Source organism: Sphingobium abikonense NBRC 16140 (assembly GCF_001598335.1).
GTDB classification, from domain to species: Bacteria; Pseudomonadota; Alphaproteobacteria; order Sphingomonadales; family Sphingomonadaceae; genus Sphingobium; species Sphingobium abikonense.
The window spans coordinates 427,653-443,385 of sequence record NZ_BCYT01000001.1 but is presented as its reverse complement, the minus strand read 5'-3'; the positions used below and the strand labels follow the sequence as shown (position 1 = coordinate 443,385).

Genomic DNA, 15,733 nt, shown 5'->3' with positions numbered 1-15,733 from the left:
AACATTGTCACCTTTGCGAGCGCGTCTTGCGTCCTTCGAACATGCCTATCGGCTTGCAACTCGCCTCCGTTGTGCCACGGGCGCGACGCAATATGTCGTCGCCACGGGCGAATTGTTGCAGCCCGTGCGTGTGACGGACACGCCGCCCGGCAAGCCGACATCCGTGCTCGCATGGATCTTGTGATGAAGCGCCAGTCACCTGTTCTCGCAGCCTGGGGCGCTGGTGTCGAACCGACGGCAATGATAATCGAGCTTATCGCCCGAGGTGAGCCACCTGACGCCGTGCTGATGGCTGATACCGGGAGCGAGCGCCCTGAGACGGATCGTTTTGTCCCGATCTTTCGCGCCTGGATGGATGATCACGGCATTGAGAACCATGTGGTGCGCTACGAACCCAAGCGGTTCCGCCATTGGCCGCCTTATTATTCGCTTCTCGAAAATCTGCTGACGAACGGAACACTGCCCTCCATCAGCTTTGGTCGTCATAGTTGTTCCGCGAAATGGAAGATCGCGCCGCAGGATCGCTGGGCGGCAAACTGGCCGCCAGCCCTTGAAACATGGGCGCGAGGCGAGCGGGTGACAAAGCTGATCGGCTATGATTGTTCGCCGGCCGATACGCGGCGCTATGCTGATCGCGAGGGCTATGACGACCCTCGTTTCCATTGCCGCTATCCGCTGCGGGAATGGGGATGGACACGCGCAGATTGTGTCGCGCGCATCGGCCAGGAAGGTCTCCCGGTGCCGGTCAAATCATCCTGTTTCTTCTGCGCCGCGATGAAGCCAGACGAGGTGCGAACGCTTCCACCTGAGCTTCTGCGGCTCATCGTGCTGATCGAAGCGCGGGCGAAGCCACGCCTGCGCAATGTCGATGGTCTCTGGCGTAAGCCCGTTCAAGGCTGCAGGGGCGTTCAGGCACGCCCCGGCGCGATGACTGAGTTCATCCGCGATGAGACCTTGTTGCCCCATGAAGAGATCGAGGCGATCGAGCGGCTCGCTCCGCATGATCTCCTGGCCTTCCAGGATCGGGCTGCCGGCATCGACCTGTACAACCGACCGACGATGCGAAGCTGGCTCGATCGCTTCCATCAATCCCCAGTCGTTTGAACCTGGTGATCGCGCGGTGGGACGAGGAGGGAAGTGGGATGTGTGGAAGCGGCGCGCAGTGCTGCCAAAGAAGGAGATGATCCCATGCCGTTGCCCACCACTATACGCTCCTTAGTGAGCCAGGAAGCGATCACGAAAGTCACGCGCCTCTTCAACGGCACCGTGAAGGACGTCCTCCATGAGCTGTTGCAGAACGCGCGGCGCGCCGGTGCATCGCGAGTCGATATCGACCTTGTCGAACAGGGCGACAGGACGATGCTGAGCATCCGCGACGATGGAAGGGGTATCGCCGACCCTTCGGTGCTTCTGTCGCTCGGTCGGTCGGATTGGACGACGCAAACGCGGCAGAATGAAGATCCTGCCGGCATGGGCGTCTTCAGCCTTGCAGGGCGCTCGGTTGAAATCCGTTCTGCGCCATGCGGTATCCAAAGCTGGCGTGTCGTGGTCCCGGCGGAGGCATGGGAAGACCAGCGGGCACTTCCGATAGAAGCCTGCGACATCCTGCGTGGAACCCAAATTCTGATTGAGGCACCCGAAACATGGGTGACGGCGCTGAATGGCGCGGGGGCGGATTGCGCGCGCTTCTACCCATTGCCGGTCTTCCTTGACGGAGAGCCTCTAGCCCGTGCCGACTTCCTCGCGGACGCTGTCTATTGCGAATATTGGGAAGGCTGTGTCATCGGCGTTTTCCAAGGCGCGCAAGCGCCCATCGGCCGACAAGGACGCCTCAATTTTCACGGGCTGACCGTAGACTGCCATTTGCCGCATATCGGTGACGTGGACAGGGCAGGCGGATGGACCGTCAAGGTCGACATACGCGACACGCCCAATCTGCGCCTTGTGCTTCCCGCGCGGAAGGAGGTGATCGCAGGTCCGGCGCTGGACGCTTTGCTGGATGCGTGCCGGCGCGCCATTTACCGGGTGGTCCTGGGCCAGGACCACCATCGACTTTCCTATGCTTCATGGAGTGAAGCGCGGGCGCTGGGTATCATGCTGCCCGAGCCTCTGCCCTGTCTTGAAGCCTGGACGCCGGAGACTGCCGAACCCTATGCTCGACTGAGGGGATCTGCCGTGCGCGACCAAGCCATGATCATTGTGCCCGACCAGGAACCCGATGTTGCGCAAAGCGCGGCGCCCATCCTCAACGATCACCAGCTCATCGGGGCAACTGCGGTTTGTGCCGAGCGCGGTTTCGAAGGTTATAGCTGGTATGACGCGCTGCCACGACTTGCGAGCCTGCGCTTCGGCTTCAAGCGGGGCGGCGCTCAGACGTGGATCGATGACGCCGAGCTTGCCTCGCCTCGCGAGACAGGCTCGGTCACCGCCCTTCGCCTCGAAATGACGATCGCCGTGGCCGCAGGGTCTGAACCTGCAATCAGCACCCGCGAGGCACCCCTGCGGATGATGGTTCGATCGGTCGATTGCTATGGCATCGACGATGCGACGATCCTTGTCGACGATCAGGCTTCCATCGACCCCGATGAGCTTGCAGAGCTTCTCGAGGCGAGCCTCTTTTCGCCGGATGAAGACCGGGGCGCCGACAGCTGGGAAACCCAGCGCTCCGACTTCCAGATGGAAGCGCGCCACATGGCGAACGCCATCCTGCTGGGCGACGAAGAAGCCCTGAGGGCGCAGCTGGCCGAGGCGATCCGCCGCGATGTCTCCTGGCTCGTCCCGGCCGGCTGCACCATGACGGCGACCGTGACGAGGGGAGCGGTGGAAATCATCATGGCGTCCGCGGCGCCGTGATGCGGTTCCTTGTCTGGCACTGCTGGGTCGCCGCGGTCGCCGCCGTTTTTACAAATAGGTGTAGCCTGATCGTTTGGCCGCGCGCCGTTCCTCTTCCCAGCGCCGGTCCTGTGCACGGGCTCCGTCCGGTCGTATCTCACAATCGAGATCGTACAGTGACGTCTTGGCCATGTTGAAGCCTGCGTTGAGCTTCTCTCGCCCATAGTCGTCCCTATGCGGTTTCACATCGAAGCCGGCATGAATGGCGGCGGCGATTAGGAGGCCATTAGGGACATAGACCGGTCCGAGAGGTTCGCCGTCAGGATATGTGCACTCGTAATCCTCGGCGACGTGCTTGAGCCAATAGCTGTTTGTCGCGGGACGGATCGTTTTCGTCCGCTCTACGCGCGAAACGAAGGCGAGGCTCGCGAGGAACGGCGCAGCGGCATATTCGCTGACGAGGTCGGCGCGATCCTGTGCAAATCGCGCGCGCCGCTCCTGGGGTGTTTCGTCGGATCGCCACTGGCCCATCCCGAAGCCGGCCGCCGTCAGGGTAGGAAATCGCTCGGCGACGCCGATGAGCGCGGCTTGCGCGGCCGCGCGGTAAAGCGTCGATCCCGCCACGTTGAAATCATGCCTGGCAAGATATTGTGCAAAGGCCGTCCCATCTACTGTGGCCGCCTCGGCTCGTCCCGATCGCGCGCGCTCCAGAAATGCAGCATGCGTGCGAAAGCCAAAGCCCCGCGCCATGGCCTCTGCCCGGTGAGACGATTTGACAGCGCCGAGCGCCTTGGTGAGCGCAAGCTTGGTGGCATCGAGAGTCGATTGGGTAACAGGGATCGTAAGCTGGAACAGGTAACACCTCCGATTTGAGCATGCCGTTCGCCGATTACGCAGCAGCCCATCGGGTGGGTTGCGTGATATCCATAAAGAGTATCAGACGTTTGACCCGGCGACAGGTCGGTGGTGTCTAGTCCGAGAACAGGCATATAAATATCGATCGCGCCTGGCAAGGGTGATTGCGTCGGCTCCGTTCACATCACTCAAACGCGCGGCGGCATATGGCTGGCGTCAAGTCGTCGGTGGATCAGCGAAACCAGGGACAGCAGATCCTCGGCATCCGCCTTCGTCATCGGCCAGTGAATGCGGGCTTCATGCGCTGTAGGATTGCGGAACATGCCAAAGGCGCCGCGTACCAGGTTTGCAAAACCACTTTGCTCGCTGCGCTCGCTCGCGCTCACGAGCGCGTTGACGGCCAGCATGGGAGGATTGCCGGACAGCGCGCGATCGACAAGCGCTGCCCCGTCATCCGTAAGACCGGTCCTGTCCCGGATTTTGCTGGCGACGCTTTTGACGGCCTCCAGAACGGCATGGAAATAATTGTCAGTGAGAAGCTCTGCGCGGCAGAAGCGCAGAACATCGGGATGGACGCCGCGGGTCTCCAGATCGCTTCTTAATTCCTGCGCCCTTCGCTGCGCCTCGGGCAGGGTCGTTGCCTGCTCAGCCTTTTGCAGCATGCCTGCTTCCGTCACGACTAGCCCTGCAAAGGCCAGTGCCCGGTTGAGATTGGCGCGCATGGGCTCGAAGCGATGGGGTTCTCGGGCATATCGCACCGGCTTCATCGCATGCCGGATGAAGCCAAGAATCCGCGTCCGATCCTGGAGGCGGTTCTGACATTCGGCGAAGGCCTGGTAGATGCGGTGTCGCTTCGTCATGGCGCCGGGATCGACCATTGCACAGGTTTCGATCAGTCTGCCGATCTCCGGATTGGTAAGACCCTCGGCGGTGTCGCCCAAAGCGCCGGCGATCGCTTCCAGTTCGGCTTGTTGAAAGAGCTGTCCCATAGCTTGTGAGGTGCAGCAGAGATGGGCGGTTTTGCCAAGAGGCGATGCATCTGGCTTTGGCAAGAAGGTTGGCAGGCGGCTGCCCGCTGACGCGGGCACCGCCGCTCTATCTGCGCGGCGCTTGCAGCGCCGCTCCGACCAAGCTCCGGCTGCGCCGGATCTCGGCCCTGCGGGTTACGATCGGCTGCCGAAGGTGCGGTCGCGGGTGACGGTGCGACCGGGATAGGGGTCAGTCCTGGGGACGGAAATCCTGGGGATGGCGTTCGAACTCTTCAGCCGTGGCGTCAAGATCGGCTGCAAGCTGGCGAAGGGCGCGCGCGGCACCCAGCCGCTCCAGGCCGTCGCGGTGAGCGGCAGAGCTTCCGAGCTCTGCGCGGGATCGCGCCAACTGCGCGATGGTTCGCATCGTTTCGGGATCCATGATGGCATTATAGCGCCGATCGGGTTTGCAAGCGAGCGGGGATAAGGGGGGTAGCATTTCGCTTCGCCGCATGCGGCAGCGCCGGCCGATGGGTCGGGACAGAGAGGAGAGAGGGATTTTGGCGAGTGTCGCTTCGGGTGGTCCGAGAGCGATGTACGTCAAAGGAAATGTCCCATGAATATCGGTGAATTCAACGTCCGCAACGATCGTCTCCAGGGCTGGATTGCAACCAACACCATCGACCTGCCGCGGCTGGGGCTGCGTCCGGTCCAGAGCAATCATGAACGCGCCCCCGTCTACGAGATCATCGCGCTCAATGTCGGCAATCGCTGGGTCAAACTCGGCGCCCTGTGGGAAGCAGTGGCCACCCGCACCACCGGCGAAGCCTTCCTTCAGGGTTCGATCGATGATCCGAGCCTGCCTGAGCCGCTCTCCATCGCACTGTTCGGGACGGAGCAGGATGGGTTCCGTGTCGCATGGCGGCGGCCCCAGCGTCGCGACGACTTCGGACCCACGACGCGGCCGGAGCGCAGCGGTTATCCGGCCGACGGCGAGGGTGGCGGCTTTGGCGACAGCACGGCGGGCATGAGTGGCGGGCTCGCGACCGACAATACGCTCGATGAAGAGGTTCCCTTCTGACGGCTTGCCTCTCCTTTGGCCGGGGGCATTCGCGCTCCCGGCCCCTTCATTCTTCTATTCCGAAAGGGCAGGATATGACCCGCACGCGACCCGCAAGCGTCGACCGCTTTGCCGACCTCAAAACCCTCTATGCAGAAGCCATCGCCACCCCGGAATTCCAGGCAGTGTTCGGCGATCCCATGCCGCTCTCGATCATCGAACCGGGCGATGAGCCGGGCGAACATGATATGCCAGAACCCATTGCGGCCCAAGCCGAATGCGGCGGGATCGTCGCTGCCATCTTCGATCTCTTAACCGGTACACGGCTTGAACCCTTCGCGCCGGAAATTGCTTGGGGCATCGTCAATTCCTTCCATTTCGTCGCAGGAAAGATCGAGCGGCGGGAGGATGCCGTTGCCCAGGAACTGGGCGATCTCGCCCGCAGACCGGATCTGAGCGAAGTCTATTCGAACGAGCTTGAGGAAAAGCAGATTCTCTGCCGATCGCTCGCCGAGCAGCGCGATGCGATCGAATGCATGCGTGACTATGCCGCTGAGATGTATCGGGCGCTCTCGGGCTGGCCCTGGTCTCCGGCGAAGGGATCGCGTGCATCGAGCGTCTCCATTGCCAGCCAGATCGCGGTCCAGGATTTCCTGCGCGAGCGGCAACTGGTCGCGCGCGAGCGACACCTCCCGCAAGGGCCTATCGTTATTTTTTCAGGTCCCGCGCAATGGGAGAACTGGCAGCCTATCTGGGACCGGCTCGATCAGATCAAGGCGCGGCTGCCCCACATGACGCTGGTGACGACGGGACAGCGCAAGGGGGGCGACGCAATCGCCGCGGCATGGGCAGCGCGTCCCGGCAATGGCGTGCCGCTCGTGGCCTATGGCCTTTATGGCGTGGGCAAGAAGGTTGCCTTCAACCGTAACCGCAAGCTCGTCGAATTGAAGCCGGTGGAAGCGCTGCTCTGCGAGGGATCGGGGCTTCAGGCCAATCTCTATCAGCTGCTTCGTAAGGCAAGCGTACCCATCCACGCCTTTCGCAAGAGCGAGGCGGGGATACCGGCGGGCGCGCTGCGGCGGCCCGGTGCGGTGCAACCGCTCGCTCAAGCGGCGTGAGGTGGCCATGGCTTTCCCTGGCATTTGCATCCGCAACTATAGCTTGCTTTTGCGTGCCGCGGAGCGCGGCGATCTGGCGCTGATGGAGTGCACCGGTCGGGATACCGGCGCTCCTGTCTATGTCGTCTGCGATATGTGGCGTGAGGGTGCTGTTCAGGGTGTCACGCCGCTGGCGCAGCTCCATCTCGGTAACTCGGCAGACCTCATCTGGCCGCCCGGACCCAGGCCGACAGTCAACTGAAAGCGATAAAGGCGGCCCTCCAATCCGGAGCGGTCGCCTTTTTCTTTTTCATTCGGTAAGCAGCGCCAGGCGCCGCAGCGAAGCCGCGAGCGCATGTTCATGGTCTTTTGCATCGATCGCATCGGGTAGGGACGTCGCGCGCAGCGTCACCTGGGTTCCAGTGGGGGCTGGGCTGATCAGGGTCTCGAACATCATGGTGCCGGCAGTCTGTCCATCCCTACCGATGAAGCGGACCTGCTCGACGACGCGTTCGTCAGGTTGATATTCGACGAAGCGTCCTTCGATCAGGTCCATGCCCGGCGCGGAAATGCCATAGCGCTCATCCCCGTATTGGAGCTTAAGCTGATAGCCGCCGCCGGTCCGCGGCTGGAGCGCCGTGAAGCTGCCAATGACGCCGTCGGGAACCCGCCAAGCCTTCAGCGTCTCGGTGTCGCGGAAGGTTCTGAACAGGATGCGGGGGCTCGCCAGTATGACGCGCGACGCGCTGTCGACCCGTTCTGCCTGCTCACCCATATGCAATGTCCTGTCATTCGTTGTTCGAGCCGTCTTCATGACCCGCGACCTAGTCGGATTGTGACCATCGCACCAGTAGCGCGCCGATCGTCTGTGAGCATGAGGGGTGGTTATCGACGGGTCAGCGCGTGAGGCACCCATTTGCGAATCAGGGGCATCGAGCCCCCGATTCGCAAGCCTCCTCTTCTCTCTCAACTCTTTTAAGTGTGGCACGGGGACAGCGCCGGCCTCAAGGACGGCGGGGCCCCACCATTTTCTTTGGCGGGGCGAAGATGGCGCTTCGCGTTCGGGCCTTGATAGCCGCCAAAGAAAATCGTGACCCCCACCGCCGCGTCGCGGTCGCTACGCGATCCTTGACCCCGTCACTCAGAGCCCGTGCCGAAGAAAAGACCTCTTTCAATTCAAGGAGGTTCCCATGACGACGATCACCACCATCCGCAGCACCGAAGAAATCGCCGACCTCATCGCCGAGGAGTCCGCGAGTCCAGCCTTCGAACAGGCCTTCATGCAGACCATCGACGGGTTCCGGATGAGCCATGCCGACGATGAGATCGACGCCGGGCTTCCGCTCGCCCGTGAGGCGGAATTGGCTACCGAACTCGTGGTGCGCACCTTCTTCGATCTGCTGCGTGATACGAGGCTCGAAGCGATAGCGGACCGGCTCGCCTGGGGGATCGTGCACAGCCTCCACAAGGTCACCGATCAGCTCGATGGCGAGGCGGACAAGGCGGCACGCAAGGTTCGCGATCTGATCCGTGACGCAGACGGCAGCGAAGTGCTGACGGCGCAGCTGGAGGACGCGCAGACGATCTGCCAGTCCCTCGATGAAGCACGCGAGGCGGTCGCTTGCATGCGCGACCATGCAGCCCAGACCTTCGCCGCCGAAACCGGCCGCCCCTGGTCCGCGCCCAGGGGATCGATGGTATCGAACAAACGCACCGCAGCGGTGGTCTCGGCGGCCGACTTCCTTGCCGCACGCCGCCAGCGCCGGATCGACCAGCACGCGCCCAAGGGACCGATCGTCCTGTTCTCCGGTGGCAAGATGTGGGAGGATAGCCAGCTCCTGTGGGACAAGCTCGATACCATCCACACGCGGGTCCCGATGATGGTGCTTGCAACCACCGCGCAGGACAAGGGATGCGACGCGATTGCCGCCGCCTGGGCCGCGAGCCGCAAGGTGCCGGTGATCGCCTTCACCCTCGCCAAATGGCGCCATCTGGGCGACCGCGCCGGGTTCGCGCGCAACGACGCGTTGCTGGCGTTGAACCCCGTCGAGGCGCTGGTCTGCGAAGGGAGCGGGGTTCAGTCGCAACTTGCCCGCGCGATCCGCGGAAAGGGTGTGCCCGCACATTTCTTCCGACTTGCAGATCAACGCAGGGCAGCTTGCTAAACAACATTGCTGGGGTCGGTCCGGAGTTAATCCGGGCCGGCCCTTTTTTTGTTGGCGAGGAGAGGTCGCCCAGTCTCAGGACCCCTAAATGGGGTCCGTCGTCAGGGCGATGCGATGCCTTGTCGGCATCGGCCTCCTGCGCGCGGCTCCGCCGTGCTCGTCGCAGGGACGCCCTACGGGCGCTTGGATGGTTCGGTTTGCTGGAAATGCGGTAGCGGTTTCAGAGCTGCGAGACAGGCTGCGCCGCCGACCCGGATGGCGTGCGTCAAAATGTCCCTGAACTCTTTATCCGACAGTTGTTCGATCTCCAGATCGGAGATGGCCGCAGCATATTTGCCGCGCAAAGCGCGGCGGGCCGCGAGGATATCTTCGGCGAGTTTCTTCTGTCGCGCTTCAAGGTCGGCAAGCCGTTCACGCTCATTCATTTTGGGCATTGATCATCCTTTCAAAGGGATGGTCTGCCCGCCAGTTCAGATATTGGCGCATTCACCGCAGGATGCAAGCGGCGCTCTGCGCAGCGGGTCTAGACTGCCAGGTCGCGGCCCTTCATCTCTTCATTTTCTTGAGCCGATTGGAAAGCAATTGATCATTTGCAGGAAACCCCTTCGGGGTGCCCCGCGCCTTCCGGCACGAGGCAGCGCAGCGCGGGAAAGCGCTGCGAAGAAAGGACGCACGCCGGAGGCGTTTTGTAATGCACCGTACGCACGGGTGCTGCGGGCGCGATTCGCCAGCATTCGCGCGGGTTTCCGGCCGAATACACGTCTTACGCGGATGGCACTGATTGACGCCCCCCGGCACGCTTCGGCTGTCGTTTCGGACGGCCAAGCAGGTAAATCCTTGATCTTCCTTGGCATCGTTTGGCTGCCACTCTGAATACATGTAATCAATTGAGATCGGGCTGAAATCCGGCTATAAGGGCCGCGCTTCATCACGATTGGCCAGGCGACGAACAGGAGTTCGGCGCTTGCCCAGAATTACCATCAGGTTCAAGGACGCGCTCTTCGGGCGTCTTGTTGTCGGCGCTCAGGCAGCTGGCACGACCATACCCGACTATGTCCGGGACATTCTCAACCGCTATGAAGGCATGGACGCGGCGGGCTATCATGGCCGCTTCGACGAAGTGCAGGCGATCCTCATCCAGGTCTTCACCATCCTCGCCGCCTCGGTCAGTGCGCGCCAGCCCGATATTCTCGAGAAGGGCATGGACGATGCGCGCGCCCTGCTGTTGGAAAGAGGCCTTCTCGATCCCGAGGAGGTACTCCAGTGAGCATCTTCAGGAACGACACGCTGGGTTCCTGGACGAGGGGCGGTCAGGCCATCGTCCACAATGTCCGCATGACCACGCAGGTCTTCTTCCAGACCCTGCTGGCGGGGATCGCCATCTGGGTCGGCGGCACCATCTGGTATGTGCTGGAGAAGTCCACCGACTATCAGCGCTTTGTCGCCGTCAAGATCGCCGAGGCGACGCTCAAAAGCGACGTGCCTGGCGGCGCGCCGCTACTCTTTCGGACTCCGTCTGGTCGCCAATATTGGACGACGTCCGATGCCTTGCTGGGCTCCCGCGTCGCCAGAAAGACCATGCAGGCGATGGAGCATCATCTGGTGTACGGCGCGGCACTTGCGGGCGCCTTTGCTCTCCTGATGCTGGCTTGGGCCTGGTTCTATTTCACCCGGACGGGGAAGGGCCTTGGTTCCAATCAGTTCCTGCGCGGTGCGCGCTTTGGCACCGCGCGGCAACTGCGGCGGCAATTGTTGCGCAGCCGGAAGGGCAGCTTTGCGATCGGCGGCGTGCCTGTTCCCGACGCTTTCGAGCCTGAGCATATCCTCATCTGTGGTGCACCCGGCACGGGCAAGACCAACATCATCGTCAAGATGCTGGGTGGCATGCGAAAGCAAGGCAAGCGGGCGATCGTCTATGATACCGCCGGCACCTTCGTCGAGAAATTCTATCGGCCGGGGCACGACATTCTGCTCAATCCACTTGACGACCGTGCCGACTGCTGGTCGCCCTGGGTCGATGTGCCGCGCGACTATCATTATGACCAGATCGCGGAGTCGACGATCCCAGACAAGGGTGGCGATCCCTTCTGGGCGAAGGCCGCCCGCGGCACGCTGGTGGCGGTCCTGCGCAAGCTTGCCCGACATGAGCGGACGCTGGTTTCCGGGCTCCTGGAAACGGTGCTGCGCAGCCCCCTGAAGACGCTGGCAAGCTTTGCCGAAGGCACCGATGCCGCAGCCTTCATCTCGATGGAAGGCGACCGTACGTCGGCCGGTATCCGGGCTGAACTGGCCTCGGTGATGCGCAGCTTCTCCTATCTCGATGACACGGCCGACGGCTTCTCGATCCGGGACTGGGTCGCGAACGAGGAGGATGACAGCTGGCTCTTCATCACCGTGAAGGCGGACCAGCTCCCCTCCCTCCGGCCTCTTGTGACCGTCTGGCTCGACATCGCGATCAGCGCCATCATGAGCCTCCCGCCGGATCGTAAGCGCCGCCTTTACTGCGTCATCGACGAGCTCCCGACGCTGCAGAAACTGCCATCGCTCAGCGACTTTCTCGCCCGCGCGCGCAAATATGGCGGCTGCGGCATTTTGGGGTTTCAGTCCTACCCGCAATTGGAGGCGACTTACGGTATTCAGGATGCCGCGGCGATTACCGGCTATTGCTCGACCTGGGTGGCGCTACGCGCCAACGACACGCCCACCGCCAAGCATGTTTCGGAAAATCTGGGGCAGGTCGAGCAGGTCGAAGCCAATGAGGGCATGTCCTATGGCGTCAATGATATGCGGGATGGCGTCAACCTCTCGCGGATGCAGGTGACCCGACCGCTGGTGATGCATACCGAGGTCACCAATCTTCCCAATCTCGTCGGCTTCCTCCGGTTCGGCCGTAACCTTCCCGTCGTCCGCTTTACCGATAGCTACAAGGTTCTGCCCAGCCCGGAGGCCGCATTCGTCGAGCGGCTGGTGCCGCCCGTTCGTCTCGACCCGGAAGAACAGGGCGCGCGCGCCACCGAGCCCCCGGGATCGCCACCCAGGCGGCGGCGGCCGAAGAAGTCGGAAGCGCCCGAACTTCCCCTCGAAGCGGACGAAGGCAGCCCGCCCGCGAATGACAAGATCCCTCCGGAAAACCCCGCGCTCGATCGCACGGAAGGGGGAATGGGAAACGCCTGCAGTGGACTGCCCAAGCTCCTTGGACCGGCGAGCGGGTTCCGGCTTAGGCAACATGGCCGCGCATCGGGCGACCATAATGATGCGAGGCCGGCATGATGCATCCGCGCCGCTTGAAGGGTTCGGCCGGCAATATCGCGCGCTACTACGCGATTGGGGATTATTATACGAAGGGGGAGGCGGAGCGTTCGTCCTGGGGCGGCGCCCTGGCGAACGAACTCGGGCTCTCCGGCGATATCGACCCCGAAACCTTTCGCACTCTGCTCGCCGGCAAGGTCGTGGGGCAGCAGCTTGGCCGACATCGCGCCGACGGCATCCAGCATCATCCCGGCTGGGATTTTGCGATCAGTGCGCCCAAATCCGTATCAGTGATGGCGCTCGCCTTGGGAGATGAGCGGATCGTCCAGCTCCATGAGCGATCGGTCGATGTCGCGCTCGCCTATCTTGAAGAGCATGCCCAGCTGCGAAAACGGGAGGAGGGTGGCATCGTCCATGAAACCACCGGCCGATTGCTGTGGGCGCGGTTCACCGAACATGCCAGCCGCGAACTTGATCCCCACCTCCACACCCATGTCGTCGTCCTCAACATGACCAACGGGCAATCGGGCGATCCGATGGCGAGCCTCGAAACCCGCGCCATGTATGCCGAGCAGATGACCAGCGGGCAGATCTACCGGAACGAACTCGCCCAGGGCCTGCGCGAGCTTGGCTATGAGATAGACTTCGATCCGCGACGGGGTCTGTTCGAAATCAGAGGTGTTCCCAAGGCGCTCATCGATGAGATGTCGCAGCGGGCCGAGCAGATCAATGAACATGCACAGCAGCATGGTCTGGTCGGTCAGGCGTCGCGCCGCCAATCCTTCTACGCCACCCGCGGCGCCAAGGTGAAGACCGGGATCGATACGCTGCTCATCCAGTGGCGCGGGCGGCTGGGGCCATATGAAAAGCCGCTTGAAGCGGTGAGAAAGGGCGCCGCCCGATCGGGCGAGCATCCCGTCCCGGTCGACCGCGCCGATGCCGCCCGCGCCGCTCTGTTCGGGATAAGGCAATCGGAGGGGAAGGAGGCAGTGAACCCGCTCGGCCGTCTCTATACCGCAGGGCTTGCCTCCCATGTCGGTGAGGTCCGGTTTCAAAATTTACGGCCCCTCATCGATGCGCATGAAGAACGGCGCAAGCTCCTCGTTACCCGTGGCCAGACTGGGGATGAGATACTGACACGGGGCCGGACGACCCGCCGAACAGTGCGGCTCGAGCAGTCGCTCGCCATGCATCTGGCGCTTGCCGTCGGGGACGGTCGGCCCGTGGCGAGTGCCGATCGCCTGCTTCCCATATTGGAGCAAGCGGGGCTTTCTCCGGCGCAGGAACGGGCGCTGGTGGACATGGCGACCTCGCGTGACCGGGTCACCGGCCTTCACGGCGGCGCGGGTGCAGGAAAATCGACCCTCGTCCGCTCGCTGAAGGACGCCGCGCTGCCGGGTAAGACCTTGATCGCCCTGGCGCCGACATCTTCCGCCGCTGCCGAACTGGGGGAGAAGGCGCAGATCGAGTCGCGCACCGTCGCGAGCCTGCTTGCGGGCGGTGGCTATGGGATCAGCGGCAACCATGTGCTGGTTCTCGACGAGGCGGGGCAGCTGGGAAGCCGGCAGGCTTTACGGATGCTGGAGATCAGCCGGGCCACTGGCGCTCGCCTCATTCTCCTTGGCGACAACAAGCAGACGGGCGCGATCGAGCAGGGCAAGGCCTTCTGGCTCATGCAGAAATTGGGCATGGAAACGGCTGAACTGACCGAGTCGCGTCGGCAGGAAACCGAGGCGATGCGACAGGCTGTCGCGCATGCGCGGGCAGGGGATTACGCAGCCTCGATTGGCCGGCTCGACAAGGTGGTGGGCGGTGAGGATGCCGCTACGCTGGCTGCAGGAGTGGTCGCGGAATGGACGCGCCTCAGCCCCAGGAGCCGCGCTGCGACCAACATTCTCGTTCTCGACAATGCGTCGCGCCTCATTGTGAACAGCCATATCAGGGAGGTCCTCCAGCGCGAAGGTGTCGTCGCAACCGAGGAGACCGGGCTTTCGGTCCTGACACCCGGTGGGCTGAGCGATCAGGAAAAGCGCATGGCGCGCTTTTATTCAGGCGGACAGGTGGTGACCTTCGGCCGCGATCAGCCAGGAGCGGGATTGGGGCGGACAAGCGAATATCGCGTCGCTGGGATTGTGCGGGACGGTCGAGGTCGGCAACTGGTCCGGTTGGTCGATGGGCAGGGTAGCGTCCATCTGTGGGATCCGGGCTCGACCAAAGCCTCGCAGGTCAACGTCTTCATGGAAGAGAAGAGAGACCTCAGCGAGGGCGACCGAATCCAGTGGCGCCTGGTCTCGAAGGAGCTTCAGCTCAAAAATGCGGAGCGGGGGACGGTCGAGACGCTCGATGGCTCGCTGGCAACGATCCGCTGGGATCGCGACAAACGGGTTCAGACGATCGATCTTTCCCGGCACAGGACCTGGGATCATGGCTATGCCGAGACCATCTATTCGGCCCAGTCCAAGACCTATGACCGGGTCTATGTCCTTGCGCCTATCGGGTCGCCGCTGGTGAACGCGCAGAATTTCTATACCGCGATCACCCGCGCCCGATATGGGGTAAAGCTCTGGACCCAGAATCCGGAAAAACTGGTCGAGAGGCTCGATGAGCGATCGGGCGAGAAGACGTCAGGCTTGGAAGGCCTCGGGCGCCTGGAGCTCGATCATCGCGACCGAATGGCCTCGCGACGAGGATCGCATCTCCAGCAACTGAAGGACGACCAGGACAGGGAGAGACGCCTGCGCAGTGATCGCCGGCTTGAACGCGAACTTTGGGCTCGACACACAAGACCTCAGGGAGTGGCCGACAAGCTCGCTGGGCGGGCTCAACAGGTTTTTGAGGCGCTCGACCAGCATCTTCAAACTTTGCTGAGCGACCGTCACAGAAATCGGGTCACGCTTGCTCCTGCGCGCGAGCAGCAGACCCGCGAGAATGGAAGGGAGGGCGGCCGTGGTCTGGATCGCTGATCGCCGCTTCTTCTACATCGCCCTGCTGGTGCTGATGGCGGCATCACCGTGCACAGGCGCTGTAGCGGCAATGCCGCCGGAGCCCGAGGTGGCCCGGTGCATCCGGCAGGCGGCACGCGGTCAGTCCTGGCTTGAAAAGACACTTTGGGGATTGCGTGATCAGGAAGCAGGCTGGATTGGTGCGGAGATCCTGAACAGAAACGGAAGCCATGACCTGGGACCGCTTCAGATCAATAGTTGGTGGGTGCCGAGGATCGCCGCGCTGCTGTCGCGGCGCGAGAATGAGGTTCGTCGCTGGCTGCAATTTGATCCCTGCTTCAACGCCGAGGCGGCACGCTGGATCTTTCTCGACGCGCTCAAGATGAGCGGCAGTTACTGGAAGGCGATGGGCATTTATCATAGCCCGAACGGCGCCCGCCAACGCCGCTATGCTGCTCTGGTCGCGATCCATCTGCAAAAGCGGTTCGGGTCCGATGTCTTCGGATCGCGTAGGGACGTTCAGGCGAGGTCGGTTCCCTGACCTTCATACATATTAGCGCGGGCT

General features: G+C 62.8%; 16 protein-coding genes. 11 read left to right on the top strand and 5 right to left on the bottom strand.

Annotated features, from left to right (window positions below):
- The 3 genes from SAB01S_RS18735 to SAB01S_RS02020 all read left to right on the top strand — a co-directional run.
- On the top strand, window positions 1–184 hold a 184-nt coding region (locus tag SAB01S_RS18735), incomplete at its 5' end, for a hypothetical protein (RefSeq protein ID WP_245646383.1).
- On the top strand, window positions 172–1,104 hold the full coding sequence (locus SAB01S_RS18580) for a hypothetical protein (protein WP_218016138.1): 933 nt from the start codon (window positions 172–174) through the stop codon (window positions 1,102–1,104). The genes SAB01S_RS18735 and SAB01S_RS18580, both read left to right, overlap by 13 nt.
- An 84-nt stretch (window positions 1,105–1,188) precedes the next feature.
- On the top strand, window positions 1,189–2,853 hold the full coding sequence (locus tag SAB01S_RS02020; protein ID WP_157078245.1) for an ATP-binding protein: 1,665 nt from the start codon (window positions 1,189–1,191) through the stop codon (window positions 2,851–2,853).
- 48 nt (window positions 2,854–2,901) lie between these two features.
- Here the strand turns inward: SAB01S_RS02020 and SAB01S_RS02015 are convergent, their stop codons facing one another.
- The 3 genes from SAB01S_RS02015 to SAB01S_RS18360 all read right to left on the bottom strand — a co-directional run bounded on the left by SAB01S_RS02015 (window position 2,902) and on the right by SAB01S_RS18360 (window position 5,082).
- On the bottom strand, window positions 2,902–3,582 hold the full coding sequence (locus SAB01S_RS02015) for a hypothetical protein (protein ID WP_062731458.1): 681 nt from the start codon (window positions 3,580–3,582) through the stop codon (window positions 2,902–2,904).
- 293 nt (window positions 3,583–3,875) lie between these two features.
- Window positions 3,876–4,775, bottom strand: a complete 900-nt coding sequence (locus tag SAB01S_RS02010; RefSeq protein ID WP_245646382.1) for a TIGR02391 family protein — start codon at window positions 4,773–4,775, stop codon at window positions 3,876–3,878.
- 130 nt (window positions 4,776–4,905) lie between these two features.
- Entirely contained in the window at window positions 4,906–5,082 is a 177-nt protein-coding gene (locus SAB01S_RS18360) for a hypothetical protein (protein ID WP_245646381.1), read from the bottom strand.
- Between the two features lie 189 nt (window positions 5,083–5,271).
- On the opposite strand from SAB01S_RS18360, the gene SAB01S_RS02000 reads away from it, so the two are divergent.
- From SAB01S_RS02000 to SAB01S_RS18355, 3 genes are all read left to right on the top strand, one after another.
- Window positions 5,272–5,736 carry a DUF736 domain-containing protein gene (locus SAB01S_RS02000; RefSeq protein WP_062731455.1) on the top strand — a complete coding sequence of 155 codons (465 nt, stop codon included), beginning with the start codon at window positions 5,272–5,274 and terminating at the stop codon, window positions 5,734–5,736.
- Between the two features lie 74 nt (window positions 5,737–5,810).
- On the top strand, window positions 5,811–6,833 hold the full coding sequence (locus tag SAB01S_RS01995) for a DUF2493 domain-containing protein (RefSeq protein WP_062731454.1): 1,023 nt from the start codon (window positions 5,811–5,813) through the stop codon (window positions 6,831–6,833).
- A gap of 7 nt (window positions 6,834–6,840) precedes the next feature.
- Window positions 6,841–7,074 carry a DUF6117 family protein gene (locus tag SAB01S_RS18355; RefSeq protein ID WP_218016137.1) on the top strand — a complete coding sequence of 78 codons (234 nt, stop codon included), beginning with the start codon at window positions 6,841–6,843 and terminating at the stop codon, window positions 7,072–7,074.
- A gap of 48 nt (window positions 7,075–7,122) precedes the next feature.
- On the opposite strand, the gene SAB01S_RS01990 is transcribed toward SAB01S_RS18355, so the two are convergent.
- Window positions 7,123–7,587 carry an SRPBCC domain-containing protein gene (locus SAB01S_RS01990; protein ID WP_062731453.1) on the bottom strand — a complete coding sequence of 155 codons (465 nt, stop codon included), beginning with the start codon at window positions 7,585–7,587 and terminating at the stop codon, window positions 7,123–7,125.
- Window positions 7,588–8,002: 415 nt separating this feature from the next.
- Between SAB01S_RS01990 and SAB01S_RS01985 the strand changes: the two genes are divergently transcribed.
- The gene (locus SAB01S_RS01985) at window positions 8,003–8,977 is read left to right on the top strand and encodes a DUF2493 domain-containing protein (protein ID WP_062731452.1); all 975 of its coding nucleotides are present in this window, start codon (window positions 8,003–8,005) and stop codon (window positions 8,975–8,977) included.
- 173 nt (window positions 8,978–9,150) lie between these two features.
- On the opposite strand, the gene SAB01S_RS17995 is transcribed toward SAB01S_RS01985, so the two are convergent.
- On the bottom strand, window positions 9,151–9,411 hold the full coding sequence (locus SAB01S_RS17995; protein WP_083951083.1) for a hypothetical protein: 261 nt from the start codon (window positions 9,409–9,411) through the stop codon (window positions 9,151–9,153).
- Window positions 9,412–9,941: 530 nt separating this feature from the next.
- Here SAB01S_RS17995 and SAB01S_RS01980 point away from each other — a divergent pair.
- Genes SAB01S_RS01980 through SAB01S_RS01965 form a run of 4 tightly spaced genes read left to right on the top strand, consistent with a single transcriptional unit; the run spans window position 9,942 to window position 15,709 of the window.
- The gene (locus SAB01S_RS01980) at window positions 9,942–10,244 is read left to right on the top strand and encodes a hypothetical protein (RefSeq protein ID WP_062731451.1); all 303 of its coding nucleotides are present in this window, start codon (window positions 9,942–9,944) and stop codon (window positions 10,242–10,244) included.
- Window positions 10,241–12,247: a type IV secretion system DNA-binding domain-containing protein gene (locus tag SAB01S_RS01975; RefSeq protein WP_062731450.1), complete on the top strand. Its 2,007-nt coding sequence runs from the start codon at window positions 10,241–10,243 to the stop codon at window positions 12,245–12,247. Before SAB01S_RS01980 ends, SAB01S_RS01975 begins: the two co-directional genes overlap by 4 nt.
- Complete coding sequence (gene mobF, locus SAB01S_RS01970; protein WP_062731449.1) at window positions 12,244–15,189, top strand: MobF family relaxase; 2,946 nt, start codon at window positions 12,244–12,246, stop codon at window positions 15,187–15,189. The genes SAB01S_RS01975 and mobF overlap by 4 nt, the downstream gene beginning before the upstream one ends.
- Window positions 15,173–15,709 (top strand): lytic transglycosylase domain-containing protein, encoded by a 537-nt coding sequence (locus SAB01S_RS01965; protein WP_369405236.1) that lies wholly within the window; start codon window positions 15,173–15,175, stop codon window positions 15,707–15,709. The genes mobF and SAB01S_RS01965 overlap by 17 nt, the downstream gene beginning before the upstream one ends.
- The last annotated feature ends 24 nt before the right edge of the window (window positions 15,710–15,733 follow it).

What these genes read in the sequence shown, in the direction of transcription:
- SAB01S_RS18355 (WP_218016137.1), top strand. Translation starts at nt 6,841, where the DNA reads ATGGCTTTCCCTGGCATTTGCATCCGCAACTATAGCTTGCTTTTGCGT.
- SAB01S_RS02000 (WP_062731455.1), top strand. Translation starts at nt 5,272, where the DNA reads ATGAATATCGGTGAATTCAACGTCCGCAACGATCGTCTCCAGGGCTGG.
- SAB01S_RS18360 (WP_245646381.1), bottom strand. Translation starts at nt 5,082, where the DNA reads ATGCGAACCATCGCGCAGTTGGCGCGATCCCGCGCAGAGCTCGGAAGC.
- SAB01S_RS17995 (WP_083951083.1), bottom strand. Translation starts at nt 9,411, where the DNA reads ATGCCCAAAATGAATGAGCGTGAACGGCTTGCCGACCTTGAAGCGCGA.
- SAB01S_RS02015 (WP_062731458.1), bottom strand. Translation starts at nt 3,582, where the DNA reads ATGGCGCGGGGCTTTGGCTTTCGCACGCATGCTGCATTTCTGGAGCGC.
- SAB01S_RS02020 (WP_157078245.1), top strand. Translation starts at nt 1,189, where the DNA reads ATGCCGTTGCCCACCACTATACGCTCCTTAGTGAGCCAGGAAGCGATC.
- SAB01S_RS01995 (WP_062731454.1), top strand. Translation starts at nt 5,811, where the DNA reads ATGACCCGCACGCGACCCGCAAGCGTCGACCGCTTTGCCGACCTCAAA.
- mobF (WP_062731449.1), top strand. Translation starts at nt 12,244, where the DNA reads ATGATGCATCCGCGCCGCTTGAAGGGTTCGGCCGGCAATATCGCGCGC.
- SAB01S_RS01985 (WP_062731452.1), top strand. Translation starts at nt 8,003, where the DNA reads ATGACGACGATCACCACCATCCGCAGCACCGAAGAAATCGCCGACCTC.
- SAB01S_RS18580 (WP_218016138.1), top strand. Translation starts at nt 172, where the DNA reads ATGGATCTTGTGATGAAGCGCCAGTCACCTGTTCTCGCAGCCTGGGGC.
- SAB01S_RS01990 (WP_062731453.1), bottom strand. Translation starts at nt 7,587, where the DNA reads ATGGGTGAGCAGGCAGAACGGGTCGACAGCGCGTCGCGCGTCATACTG.